10 protein-coding genes and 1 pseudogene are annotated in these 12,731 nt (G+C 71.1%); 6 read left to right on the forward strand and 5 right to left on the reverse strand.

Annotated features, from left to right (window positions below):
- Positions 1–96: 96 nt before the first annotated feature.
- Both CAP_RS06550 and CAP_RS06555 read right to left on the reverse strand, forming a co-directional pair.
- The gene (locus CAP_RS06550) at positions 97–1,188 is read right to left on the reverse strand and encodes a transposase (protein ID WP_052374344.1); all 1,092 of its coding nucleotides are present in this window, start codon (positions 1,186–1,188) and stop codon (positions 97–99) included.
- A 322-nt stretch (positions 1,189–1,510) separates the two neighbouring features.
- Complete coding sequence (locus CAP_RS06555; RefSeq protein WP_044237441.1) at positions 1,511–1,879, reverse strand: hypothetical protein; 369 nt, start codon at positions 1,877–1,879, stop codon at positions 1,511–1,513.
- 922 nt (positions 1,880–2,801) lie between these two features.
- Here CAP_RS06555 and CAP_RS06560 point away from each other — a divergent pair.
- The 3 genes and pseudogenes from CAP_RS06560 (at position 2,802) to CAP_RS43865 (ending at position 4,387) form a co-directional block, all read left to right on the forward strand.
- Entirely contained in the window at positions 2,802–3,008 is a 207-nt protein-coding gene (locus CAP_RS06560) for a hypothetical protein (RefSeq protein WP_044237443.1), read from the forward strand.
- Positions 3,009–3,242: 234 nt separating this feature from the next.
- Positions 3,243–3,485, forward strand: a pseudogene (locus tag CAP_RS47650) (transposase); the annotation flags it as partial.
- 413 nt (positions 3,486–3,898) lie between these two features.
- The gene (locus tag CAP_RS43865; protein WP_052374346.1) at positions 3,899–4,387 is read left to right on the forward strand and encodes a YtxH domain-containing protein; all 489 of its coding nucleotides are present in this window, start codon (positions 3,899–3,901) and stop codon (positions 4,385–4,387) included.
- Positions 4,388–4,477: 90 nt separating this feature from the next.
- On the opposite strand, the gene CAP_RS06570 is transcribed toward CAP_RS43865, so the two are convergent.
- Positions 4,478–4,909 (reverse strand): STAS/SEC14 domain-containing protein, encoded by a 432-nt coding sequence (locus CAP_RS06570; protein WP_052374348.1) that lies wholly within the window; start codon positions 4,907–4,909, stop codon positions 4,478–4,480.
- Between the two features lie 166 nt (positions 4,910–5,075).
- On the opposite strand from CAP_RS06570, the gene CAP_RS06575 reads away from it, so the two are divergent.
- The 3 genes from CAP_RS06575 to CAP_RS06585 all read left to right on the forward strand — a co-directional run bounded on the left by CAP_RS06575 (position 5,076) and on the right by CAP_RS06585 (position 10,980).
- Positions 5,076–6,071, forward strand: coding sequence for a glucokinase (locus CAP_RS06575; RefSeq protein WP_044237445.1), 996 nt, complete (start codon positions 5,076–5,078; stop codon positions 6,069–6,071).
- A gap of 99 nt (positions 6,072–6,170) precedes the next feature.
- Positions 6,171–7,982, forward strand: a complete 1,812-nt coding sequence (locus tag CAP_RS06580; RefSeq protein WP_197041045.1) for a serine/threonine protein kinase — start codon at positions 6,171–6,173, stop codon at positions 7,980–7,982.
- 97 nt (positions 7,983–8,079) lie between these two features.
- Positions 8,080–10,980: a TonB-dependent receptor domain-containing protein gene (locus CAP_RS06585; protein WP_044237450.1), complete on the forward strand. Its 2,901-nt coding sequence runs from the start codon at positions 8,080–8,082 to the stop codon at positions 10,978–10,980.
- A gap of 108 nt (positions 10,981–11,088) precedes the next feature.
- Here the strand turns inward: CAP_RS06585 and CAP_RS06590 are convergent, their stop codons facing one another.
- Both CAP_RS06590 and CAP_RS06595 read right to left on the reverse strand, forming a co-directional pair.
- Complete coding sequence (locus CAP_RS06590) at positions 11,089–11,877, reverse strand: SDR family oxidoreductase (RefSeq protein ID WP_044237452.1); 789 nt, start codon at positions 11,875–11,877, stop codon at positions 11,089–11,091.
- 127 nt (positions 11,878–12,004) lie between these two features.
- The gene (locus tag CAP_RS06595; RefSeq protein WP_044237454.1) at positions 12,005–12,712 is read right to left on the reverse strand and encodes a hypothetical protein; all 708 of its coding nucleotides are present in this window, start codon (positions 12,710–12,712) and stop codon (positions 12,005–12,007) included.
- Positions 12,713–12,731 lie beyond the last annotated feature (19 nt).

Consider the following 12,731-nt stretch of genomic DNA (forward strand, 5'->3'; position numbering starts at 1 on the left):
AGCGCTCGTCCTGCGTACCCTCGGTTCGTCCCGAGCCCTCGGCTCGGCATTCGAGCGACGTCACGGTGGGTACCCAGTACCTAGAGACCTGACCAGTTAAGCCGCAAGCAAGAGCTGCTGGTCAACTACCGCCACGTTGCTGAGCGCGGCGTGGCGTCGCAGGTCGAACAGGTTTTTGCGGGTGTTTCGATAACGAGCCCGGTCACCTTGGCGGTTATGTAGCTTCGCCAGTCCGTGCTCGACCACCACACGCTTGCGTAGCTCGGCACGTCCTTCAGGAGTTTTGGCCTGGGTGCGCAACTCGGCCAGGAACGGCTCGTTGGGATGGATCGTGAGGCTGCGACCTCGACCGCCTTGAGCCCGAGTGCACTGCACCCGCTTGGGACAGACCGAGCATGTGGACGGGGGAAAGCGCACGGTCCGACCGAGTTCGAGCGGTCTGACCACATCGTTCGGGCAGCGCACCATGCCGTTTTCGAGGTCCAGTGTGAATTCCCCCTTGGAAAACAGCTCGCCGTTACGCAGGGGAAACGGTTTGCAGTGCACACGCATCCCCTCCTTGCGACGCGTCTCGATCGCTTCATCGCCGAGATAGCCTCGGTCGATGTATAGCTCCTGCACTTCGGCCCCTTGTCGGGTGATATCCGCGAACAGCTCGACCGCAGCGAGGTGCTCAGGCCTGTTGGCAGGAGCGATGGCGACGGCACAGACAAGGCCTGGTGCATCGAGATCCACCGCGATGTGCCTCTTGTATCCGTCGATGCGTTTGCTCTTGCTCTTGCGGCCGTGACGCATGTCCGGCTCGCTGACGCTGATCCTACGATCCTTGGCGACTCCGCGTGCGATGCGATGCCCTCCGTCATCCGGGTCAGGCTCGGTATCTTGTGCGATGAGCTGCTCTACAAGCTCCCATTGCTCCTTGAGCGGAGGGTTGCCGAGCTGCTCTGACAGCTCTCCTTGAAGCCAGTCCCCAAGCGCACGGACTTGCACCAAGAGCTTCTCCAGTCCGAGCTTGCGTGCCTTCGGGTTGTCCCAATCGAGGTCGAGTCCTGTTTTGATGCTGGTCGCGGTGACGACCGGGATCCCAGCCTCTTGAGCCACTTCGGCGAAGGCTCGCCCCGTCATCTCCGCCGCTGTGCGCACCACATGTTTGGCCGCACGTCCGATCAGGTTGAAGGTGTCCTCCACCCGGCCTGCGCCCCACAGAGGGCTTGAATCGAAGGCAGCGCGAAGGTGTGTGGCGCTGAAGCCGCCAGTCTCTCGGGCCAGTTGCACTGTCTTATCGAACAGCTCGCGGTCCAGGTCATGGTCGATGAGACGCTGACGAAAATTGAAGAGCGTGCCCTGCGAAAAGATCGGCTCCGCGGAAGTGCTTGATCTTGCCTGGCTCTTAGCTGATCAAGTCTCTAGGACCGCGCCGACGTGCCCGCCAGGACAGCCGCAACCGCCCTCGACCGCGGCAACTTCGAGCGCCAGGGCGGCTTCACCCACATCAACAAGACCCTTCACCTCACGACACCCCGGCCCCGCTCCCGAAGATAGCGCTGGCGCTCTCGAACTGCGCCCGGCAGCCCGCGAAGGCCGCGCGCACCTCGTCGATCTGCCGGAACAGCCGCTGCACCATCGCGTCCACGCCCGTCACCGCGGCGGTCGCCACCAGCACCTCGTGGACCTGCTGCATCATCCCTTCGGCCTGCATGAACAGCGCCTCCAGCTCCGCGGCCATCGCCAGCCGCTCCTCGATGGGCATCGCCTCCCCGGCGAGGTAGGCGGGGAGCAGCTCCCCGATGCGCTCCTGCAGGGACGCCATGGTGTGCTCCGCCTCATCGAGCGCCACGTCGTGCGCATCACGGACACGGCCCATCGAACGTACCGACATGACCGGCAGTGTAGGCGAGACGCCACGCCGTGTTCGAGGGTGCCGTGACCTGCTGTTTGTCGAACTCCGCATCCCCCCTGCCCGGCCCGCGTCGAGCAGGAAGATCCGCTCCACAGGGCGCCCGCGTGCGAGGAGCTGAGGCGCCCTCTCCACCAGCACTACCCCGGCCAGGGAGCAGCCAAAGAGCGCTGGCGCGTCGGCGAACCCCGGCGGGCAGAGCAGCAAGGCCCACGCGCCCTCGGCGCCGAGGTCACGTCGCTGGGCGCAGGCGCCCTGTCCCGCGGGGTGGGTGCCACGCCGGAAACCGATGCCGCCGAGTCCATCGTCTGGAGACATGAAGGAGGAAACCGGAACTTCCGCCGCCCCCCGCGGGAGAGGTGCAGTCGGTTTCCGACGGTCCCATGTCCGCCGCGGGAATACGTGCGTCGCCTTCCTTCGCCGACGTCCTCCCGCCCGGGGAGGCCTGCGGCTGGAGCATCATCGTCCATGTTCCGGCGGGGAAGGAGTGCCGTCGGGAGGCTGCACCCGTTCCTCCCGCGGAGAGGAGGCGTCGGCGCCTCCGGAGGCCTCTCGCGCCCGGAACAACGTCCGTCGGACATCTCCTCCCGCACCTCTTCCCGCCGGGGCAGGGCGCCGTCGGCGACCCACCGTACCCTTTCTCGCGGTGGATGAAGGGCTGACGGCAACCCCCGTACCTCTTCCCGCGCGGGGCGAGGGAGCGTCGGCAACCCCCGTACCTCTTCCCGCAGCGGACAGGGCGCCGTCGGAAACCGACAGCACCCCTTCCACGCTCCACGGCGGTGCCCTCTCCTTCCGACAGCACCCCTTCCACGCCCCACGGCGACGCCCTCTCCTCCCGACAGCACCCCTTCCAGGCGTCACGGCGGCGCCCTCCTCGCCCACCTTCCAGCAGGCGCGCGTCGTGGCCTCCGATCTGGCGGAGATCTTGCCCACGGAGCGGCGGGCGGGTCTGGTGGTGCTCGGCGACGCGCAGGGGAGGCCACTCTTGGCCATCGTGGTCGAGGTGCAGATCGGGCGCGATCAGGACAAGAGCGGGCCCCAGTCGCGCGGCGCGAGGAGCAGAGCAGGCTTGGGGAACTGCTCGGCGGTGCAGCCGATGTCCGGCTAGACGGACGAGTAGTACCTCGGCGCGGCTCCTGAGCAGCAAGCGTGCTGGGGTCGCATGGTGCGCGGACACAGGAGCGCTGCGGAGCTGCGGAAAACAGGCGCCGTTCTCCGCGAAGGGCCGCAACAAGGGTCTCCAGTGTCATGGGCGCGTGACAGCGACATGTCACGTCGTCGAGTAAGAGTGCCGAACAAAACTTGGCCCAGTCTTCGCGGGGGGGAGTAGGCGGGGCGAGCGATGGCCAAGCCTCTCGTCCCCGACAGCTTGTGGGAACGCATTCAGCCTCTGCTCCCGAAGCCCAAGCCGAAGCCTCGCGGGGGCAGACCAGCCCTGGAGGACCGTGCCGTTCTCGCGGGCATCCTCTTCGTCTTGAAAACAGGGATCCAGTGGGAGGAGCTTCCGCAAGAGATGGGCTGTGGTTGTGGGATGACGTGCTGGAGGCGCCTGCGGGCCTGGCAGAACCAGGGGGTGTGGGCCAGAGCGACTTTGCGCGGACCTACCTGGCGAGGGGGAAGGTCGAGGCCAAGGGGCAGGCCGTGATCGCGGTCCTGGACTGGACGTCGAGGGTCTGGGTCGGGGGGGGCGGGCAGGCAGTGCGCTGTTCGGGATTGGCCAGGGGCGGTCGCGCGGGCGCTGCGGGCGATCTTTGCCCGGCGGGGATGCCCTTGGTGGACGGGAGCCGGGGTTCCGGGGAGCGGGGGACCCGAGACTGTCTCCTCGGCGCTCGGGATGGAGCTGGCAGGCTGTTTGCGAGGGCCCTGGGAACAGGCAGCGCTGGAAACGCTCCGGTGTGCAGAACGCAACCAGGCCTCTGCCAAGGCACGTCATGGCTCGGCTCATGCCAGGCCACCGGGCTGCCGTACTTCTGTCACGAAGAAGAAAGGTGAACTCCCATGAGCATGCTCGAAGACAACATGAACGTCGCGCTGAAGGGTGTGGACTATGCCAAGGACTCGGTGGAGCACACCGTCGCCAAGGGGGTCTCGGTGGCTCTCAAGGGCGTGACGGCGGCGGCCGGGGTCCTGGCGGCAGTCCGGCACTTCAGCGCAGATGACGGGCTGGCCTGGTTCGGGCTGGCGCGCCGCCGGAGCCCGCTCCAGTCGGTGGCGCTGGTCGGCGCTGGCGTGATCGCCGGCGTGGGCATCGGCGCGGGCCTCGGCCTGCTGTTCGCACCCCGTCCGGGTGCGGAGACGCGCCGGGCGCTGCGGCAGCAGTCGGAGAAGATCCAGGGCGACGCCAAGAACCTCCTCGCCCAGGCGAGCACCGAGGTGAAGGCGGTGGGCGAGACCGTTCAGCAGAACGTGCAGCAGTTCGCCGAGAAGGCCCGCGATGCCGTCAAGCCGCCCACGACCGCCACGACGGAGCGCAAGCTGAACAACTGAGGGCAAGGGCCCGAGCGCAGGCCGTGTCGCCACGGTCAGCGCCCGGGCCTTGATCCCTGAACAGCCTCGCCAGGGCCCGGGTCGTGTACGTCACGGTCCGGGCTCGGGCGTTTTGTGGGCCCCGTGCGGGTCGCGGGCGAGGGCCTGGCGTCGCTCGGCGAGCCAGGTGCGCGCGAGGGCCTCGACGCTGAAGAACGCGAGGGGCGCGGGACGTCCCTTGAAGAGGTCGATGGCGCGGATCATGCTCTGGAGCAGAAGCCGGACGACGAAGGAGGCGCCGATGACGGCCACGCCGCTGTTCGGAAGGGGCTTCAGGCCTTCGGCGAGGCGGTGGCGCGCGCAGCTCGGTAAATCGCCGAGGTGGGTCACGTCAACGAGGTAGAGCACCTCGTCGTTGCCTTCGCACGAGGCCGCGAGCCACCTGCAGAAGAGGGGCACTTCGTGCTCCATGACGTCGCCGTGGGTCCGAATGGTGATGAGATCCCGGGACTCGCAGAGGACCTCGTGCTGGTTGATGCGCATGGGGACTGCTGTCGGAGGCAGGCGGAGGGGGGCTGCGCGGCCCCCGAAAGCTAGCGGCTTCCGGGCGCGAAGGCGAGGTTTCGAGGGACTCGGTCCGGATCGCCTTGCGTCCGCTGCGCGGCGCTGGCAACGGCGGAAGGTGGGTACGAAGAAGCGTGCGGGCGCGATGTCTCTCCTGGTCGGTGACATCGGGGGGACGAACACGCGGCTGGCGCTCTACGACAGCACCGGCCGCAAGTCGCTCGCGGAGGCGGTGTTCCCCAGCCGGGAGCACCAGAGCTTCGAGGAGATCGCGCTCGCGTTCCTGGCGCGCAACAACGCGCCGCACCCGGGGGTGGCGGTGCTCGGGATCGCAGGGCCGATCAAGGATCGCATCGCGACGGTGACCAACCTGCCCTGGCGGCTCGCGGAGGGGGAGCTGGCGAAGCGGCTCAAGATCCGGCGGGTGTCGCTGGTGAACGATCTGGTGGTGAGCGCGCGGGGGTGCCTCTCGCTGCCGAAGAAGTCGATCGTGGCGCTGACCGAGAAGGCGCCGAAGGTGACGGGGAAGAACGTGGCGGTGATCGCCGCGGGGACGGGGCTCGGGGAGGCGCGGCTCCTCTGGGACGGGGAGCGGCACCTGGCGTTCCCGACCGAGGGGGGACATGGGGACTTCGCGCCGCGGACGCCGATCCAGGTGGAGCTATGGCAGTTCCTGTGCAGCAGGCACCCGGATCACGTGAGCTACGAGCGGGTGCTGTCGGGGGACGGGCTGGGGGCGCTGTTCGACTTCTTCGTGTCGCGCGGGGGGCGGGTGACGCGCGCGGTGGAGCGGCGGCTCGCGCAGGGAGACCGGAACGCGGCGATCACGGAGCTCGGGATCTCGAAGGCGTTCCGGCCGGCGGCGCGGGCGGTGGATCTGTTCGCGGAGATCTACGGGGCGGAGGCGGGGAACATGGCCCTGCGGGAGATGGCGGTGGGGGGCGTGTTCGTGGCGGGGAACATCGCGCGGCACATCGTCACGGAGCGGAAGGACGTGTTCCTGAATGCGTTCCGGCAGAAGGGGCGCTTCGTGCAGTTCATGAGCGACATCCCGGTGGCGGTGGTGACCGATCCGCTGGTGGGGGTGCGCGGGGCGCTGGCGTTCGCGCGGGATCTCGCCGAGGAGCTGCGCGAGGCGTAGGTCCTGCGTCCCCCCGCGCACGGGGACGGGGTCCGGGGTATAAGTGGGGCACGCGGTATGGAGAGCACGCGGCCGCAAGGGGTTGGGCCAGAGGCGGGCGTGAGCGTCCCCGCGGTGGGGGATGTCGTCGCCGGCAAGTACCGCGTGGAGCGGGTGCTCGGGCGAGGAGGGATGGGGATCGTCGTCGAGGCGGTCCACACCTCGCTCAAGCAGCGGGTGGCGATCAAGCTGCTCTTGCCGGCGGCGCTCGAGGCGCCCGGGGCGGTCACGCGCTTCCTGCACGAGGCGCAGGCGGCGGCGGCGCTGCGGAGCGAGCACGTGGCCCGGGTGATGGACGTGGGCACGCTCGGGTCGGGGCTGCCGTACCTGGTGATGGAGCACCTCTCGGGGACGGATCTGCAGGCGCTCATCGAGGGGCGCGGGGCGCTCAGCGTGGCGACGGCGATCGATCATCTGCTGCAGGCGTGCGAGGCGGTGGCGGAGGCGCACGCGCTCGGGATCGTTCACCGCGATCTGAAGCCGAGCAACCTGTTCCTCACCGTGAGTGCCTCGGGGGCGCCGCTGGTGAAGGTGCTCGACTTCGGCATCTCGCGGATGCTCGACAGCGAGGAGATCGAGGCGGTGCAGCCGCGGCTCACCATCACCGGGGTGGTGCTGGGGTCGCCCTGTTACATGTCGCCAGAGCAGGTGCGCAGCGTGAAGAACGTGGACGCACGCGCGGACCTGTGGGCGCTCGGGGTGTGCCTCTACCAGATGCTCACGGCGAGGCTCCCGTTCGAGGGGCCGACGATGTCGGCGCTGTTCGCGACCATCGCTGCGGACGCGCCGATCGGGCTGCGGGCGCGCCGGCCCGAGCTGCCCGAGGAGCTGGAGGTGATCGTGCTCCAGTGCCTGGAGAAGGACGTGGCGCGGCGGGTGCAGAGCGTCGCGGAGCTGGCCGAGGCGCTGGAGCCGTTCGGATCGGAGAGGTCGCGTGGCGCGGCGGAGCGGGTGGCGTGGATCCTGAAGGGCAGCGCGGGGCGGGCACGGGGCGGGAGCGGGGACGAGGGTCACGCCGGGGCCACGCGCGAGGGGGAGACGCTGGCGTTCGACGCGACGGAGGTGACGCCGCCGCCTCGGCGCAGAATGGCCGGTGATCAGGGAGACGGGACGGCGAACGGCGCGGCGAAGCGGACGGCAGAGGGGACGGCGAACGGCGCGGCGAAGCGGACGACGGGAGGGGCCTCCGCTGACCGCGACAGGGGGGCGGGCACGGTGGCCGCAGAGGCGCTGCTGCAGGCGTCGTCGGCGCGGCGCGAGGGGTCGGGCAGCACCGTGGTGTCGGGCGAGGCACCGGTGGACGAGGAGCACCGCAGCCTGGCCGCGTCGATGCGCGAGGTGCAGCCCCGGAGCGCGCGGCCGTGGGGGAGGTTCGTCGCGGGCGGGGCGGTGCTGATCGGCATGGCCGGGCTGGCGCTGTGGACCCTGGGGAGAACGCCGGTGCCGGCTGCGGAGGGGACAGGAGTCGCGCAGCACGGCACGTCGACCGCCGGGGCGCCGTCGCCAGCAGGGCAGCCCGAGGGTGTGCGCGCGGGGAGCGAGGCTTCCACGGGGGCGTTCCAGGAGAGCGCGGCGCCGGAGGGACAGCTTCCGGGGGCGGCGCCGTCGAGCACGACGCTCCCGGCAGCGGCAGGACAGGGGGATGCCACGGCGCTCCCGGGCGCGGCAGGACAGGACAGTGCCGCGGCTCCCTCGGCGGCAGCGCCTGGCGCGGGTGCCGCGTCGCACGCGCCCACGCCACGTCACGCGGCGCCGGGCGGCGATGGCACCCAGCGCGCCACACCGGCTGCGCCAGCGCCTTCCTCGCGCGCGGCACCTGGCGCGTCGGCCTCGGCCTCGGCCACGTCACCGCGCCTGCGCGAGCGCCGGTAGAATGCCGAACGTCGACGGCGCGCGCCGCTCTCCTGACCCGCCTTCGGCGCCTGAGTGGAGGTACGCGTCCCGAGGCTGGCTCCCCTGCCCTGCGCGGATGCGCTGGCCAGGCGCGCGGGCGCTGATCGTGGCGGCGGCGCTCTCGGGGGCGGCGCTCGCGCCCGGGGTGGCGCGCGGGGACGGGCTCGCCGACGAGGCCGAGATCCACTTCGATCTGGGGCGCGAGGCGTTCAAGCGGCGCGACTACCTGGCGGCACTCGATCACTTCCTGCACTCGAACCGGCTGGTCCCGAACCGCAACGTCACCTTCAACATCGCGCTCGCCTACGAGGAGCTGGGGCGGTTCGCGGACGCGCACCGCTACTACGTCGACGTGCGCGCGGCCGAGGACGATCCCGTCGTCGTCGCGGAGATCGACGAGGCCATCGGGCGCATCGCGCCGGAGGTGGCGGTGCTGCGGGTGGAGACGAGCCCGCCGGGGGCGACGCTCTACCTCGACCGGAGGGATCTCGGGTCGCGGGGGCAGTCGCCGCGGCCGCTCGGGCTCCCCGAGGGGCGCTACCGGGTGATCGCGGAGCTGCCAGGGTACGAGCCCGCCGAGATCGAGGGGGTGGAGGCGCGCCGGGGGCAGGTCGTGCCGGTGGTGCTGGAGCTGCGCCCCATCGTCGGCACGCTGGAGATCGCGGTGCGGGGGGCGCCGTCGGCTGCGGTGCGGGTCGACGACGAGGAGGCGACGCCCGCGTGCACGGCGCCCTGCGCGCTGAAGCTCTCGCCAGGGCGTCACCTGCTCCACGTGTCGCGCGAGGGGTTCCAGCCAGTGACCCGGGAGGTGAGCCTGGCCGCGCACGCGACTGCCACGCTCGCGGTGCGGCTGGAGGCGCTGAGCGGGTCGCTGCTGGTGCGCACCGACGAGCGGGACGCGCTGGTGGAGGTCGACGGGCGGCCCGCGGGGTTCACGCCCACGGTGATCCAGGGGGTGCTGGTCGGGAAGCGGCGGGTGCGGGTGAGCTTGCGGGGGTACGCGCCGGTGGAGCGCGAGGTGGAGGTGCGCGCGGGGCAGCAGTCGCGGCTCCTCGACATCCAGCTCGATCCGCAGCCCGAGGTAACCACGGCCTCGCGGTACGCGCAGAGCCTCGACGATGCGCCGGCCTCGATCAGCGTGGTCGATGGGCGGGAGATCCGGGCCTTCGGCTACCCCACGGTGGCGGAGGCGCTGCGAGGGGTGCGGGGGGTGTACCTCTCGAACGATCACGACGTGGTGTACGTGGGCGTGCGGGGGATCGGGGAGCCCATCGACTACAACACCCGGGTGCTGCTCCTGTCGGACCGGCATCCGCTCAACGACAACGTGATGAACAGCGCGTTCCTCGGCTCCGAGGGGCGAACGAACCTGCACGACGTGGAGCGCATCGAGGTGATCCGGGGGCCAGCCTCGGTGATCTACGGTACCGGCGCGTTTGCGGGGGTGGTGAACCTGGTGCCGCGCGGCAGGGATGAGCCGAGCCACGTGGAGGCGTCGATCGGGGCTTACGACGACCACACGGCGCAGGCGCGGGCTGCGGTGTACTACCGGCGCTCGGCGCGCTCAGGGGCGTGGCTGAGCGTGGCCGGGGCGCGCTCGGACGGCATCGATCAGCCAGTGGAGCTGCGGGAGCCTGGGAGCGGTCCGCGGGTGCGCATCGCGCACGGGGTGGACGCGTTCCGCAGCGGGACCCTGGCCGGTCGCGCCTGGGACGGGGCGCTCACGGCGCAGTGGCTGCTCACCACCCGGACGAAGCAGGTGCCCGCGGGGCTCGCCCACACGGTCTTCGACGATCCGCGGACGGTCTACGAGGACGTCCGGATGACCACCGAGCTGCGGTTCGAGCCGAAGATCGGGGACACGTTGCAGATCATGGCGCGCGCGCACGCGACGGGCATGACGTTCCAGGGGGACTTCGCGCACGACCCGATGCTCCTGGAAGACTACCGGGGGACGCGCTTCGGGCTGGAGCTGCGCGCGGCGTGGCTGCCGCACCCACGGCTGCGGCTCACGGTGGGCGCGGAGGGGCAGGCGAACACGCAGGCGAGCCTGCGGGGGCTCCACGAGGGGACGACGCTCGGCGAGGAGGCGTACCTGAACGTCAACCAGCCCTACACGTTCGGCGCGGGCTACGCGCTCGCGGAGGGCTCCCTCACCCGCTGGCTGAGCGCCTCCGGGGGGGCGCGGGTGGACCTCTACGATGCGGTGGGTCCGGTCCCCACCTTCCGAGGGGCGCTCATCGCCAGGCCGGCGCGGCAGAGCACCGTGAAGCTGATGGGGGGCACGGGGTTCCGGGCGCCGAGCATCTACGAGCAGTTCTACGACGACGGGGCGCAGCAGCGGCCGGCGGTGGATCCAGCGCGCGGGCTTTCGCTGTCCGCAGAGTCGGTCACCTCGGGGGAGGTGGAGGTGACGCAGCGATTCCTGGAGATCTGGGCGCTGACCGCCGCGGTGCACGGCAGCCACGTGTCGGACCTGATCAGGGCCGTGACCGACGCCGCGGGGACGGTGCGGTACGTGAACAGCGGGTCGGCGGTGCTCGCGGCGGGGGCGGAGGTGGAGCTGCGGCGGGAGTGGCGGCAAGGGCTCCTGGTCGGCGCGACCTACGGCTACCAGCTCGCCCGTTACCTGGGCCTGGACGAGGCGAGCGCGCGGCTGGTGAACGTGCCGGCTCACCTGGCTTCGTGCAGGGCCGTGGTGCCGGTGTTCGGCGATCTCGCCGCGGCGGGCGTGCGGGTCACGGTGGAGGCGCCGCGGCGGATCGCGGCGGAGAGCGAGGAGAGCACGCGCGCGGCGCTGCTCGCGGACCTCACCCTGTCAGGGACGATCAGGACCTTGCACGCGCGGTACGTGCTCGGGATCTACAACCTGCTCGACGCCAAGCACGACACGCCGGCATCGGAGACGTTCTTCTCGCTGACGAGCCGGCAGAACCGGCGGACGCTGCTCGTGGATCTGCTGGTGTCGCTGCCGTGAGGGGCAGGGTCGACGAGGGTGGGCGCTACGCGAGAGGCGCAGCGGCCGGCGCGATCCAGAGCCCTGCGATCTCGGCGACGTAGCCGGCAGGGTCGTGATGAGGCTGCATCACCAGGGGACCGGCTTCCGGTCGCGGAAGATGCCACCCTGGTGGCGGTGCTCGGGCGCGGTGGCGAGCCAGACGGGGGTGTCGGCGCCCTCCTCGACGGAGCGGTTGGCACTAGGGCCGCCCATGTCGGTGCGGACCCAGCCCGGGCAGACGGCGTTGCAGAGAATGCCGTGGCCAGCCGCGTCGAGCTCGCGGGCGAGGTGGTCGGTGAGGGCGTTGAGGCCGAGCTTGGAGACCACGTAGGCGGAGCTGGGCCAGCCCTCGGCGGCGTGCTTTCCGGCGGCCACGGCGTCGACGAAGCGGCGCATGTGGGCGACGATTTCGTCGCGGGTGAAGGGCTGGTGGAAGCGCTCCTTCAAGGCGGGGCCGAGCTTGTCGCGCTCGGCGAGGCCGCTGGAGACCATGACGATGCGCGCGCCAGGGCGGAGGAGCGGGAGGAGCGCCTCGGTGACGCGCAGGGGGCCGAAGAAGTTGGTCTCGATGGTGTCGCGGGCGATGTCGGCGTTGAAGCCCTGGCGCATGGCGCCGGCGTTGTTGACCAGGATGTCGAGGCCTCCCTGGGCGGCCCCGAGGCGCTCGGCGAGGGCACGGGCGCTGTCGTCGCGGGTGACGTCGAGCGGTTCGTGGGTGACCTGCCCACCCTCGGCAGTGAGCTTCTCGGCGGCCGCCTTGCCCGCAGCATCGTCGCGGCTGGTGAGGATCACCCGCACGCCCTTCTGGCCGAGCTGACGGGCCACCTCGAAGCCGATGCCACGGTTTCCTCCGGTGATCAGTGCGGTGCGTTGCATGCGCGTCCTCCGGCCGCGGAGGGTAGCGTCCGGCGAGGCGAGGGCAAGGTCCGGAGGGCTCAGGCCCGAGGGCGGGCGGTGTTCGTGCAGGAGCTGGAGCGCGGCTCTGGCACGCGCTCAGCTCACATCACGCGGCTCTGCGACCGCGCGAGAGGGGCTTGAGGGCGGGGATGTTGAAGGGGCCCTGACCCCGGGAAGAAGCGACAGGAGCGCGGGGCGTGGCGACAGCGGGAGTCTGAGGAGCCACGGAGCCCTGGGAGGCTGCGAGAGGCGGAGGCGCGGCGGGCATCCTGAAGGCGGTGGGCGCCTTGAAGGCGGCGGGTGCCTGAGGCGCGGCGGGCATCTTCGGCGCGGACGCCTGGGGCGCAGGACGAGCTTGAGGGGCGGGGTGAGGCTGGGGTGCGGAGAAGACCTGAGGCGCTGCGGGGACCCGAGGAAGCGAGAGCCTGGGGAGGGGCGTCGCCAGAGACGATGACGGCAGAGGGATGCTGTCGGGGGAGAAGGTAGCCTGGAGGCCGAGGGTCATGGTGAGGGTGACGGTGCCGACGCGCACGAGGGGATTGCCGCCCACGACCTCGACGTCCCGGATGAGGGGCAGCAAGGGGCGGAGGCCACGCTGCCAGGCCAGGCGGGCATCGGCGTCGTAGCTGCTCATGCCGGTGAGATCCCAGATGACGTGGTGCGGGCCGCTCGCGAGCTGGACGGCGAGGGCCACCATGGAGGCCTGGGCTTCGAGGGCGCTGAGCTTGCCGGAGAACGTGAGGATGACGGTGCGCCCGTCGGCCGTGCGGCGGATGGTCCAGGGCCGCTCGGGACTCTGGGGACCAGAGACCACGGCGGTGGGCGCCGGAGTC

This window comes from Chondromyces apiculatus DSM 436, assembly GCF_000601485.1.
In the GTDB taxonomy this organism is placed as follows: domain Bacteria; phylum Myxococcota_A; class Polyangia; order Polyangiales; family Polyangiaceae; genus Chondromyces; species Chondromyces apiculatus.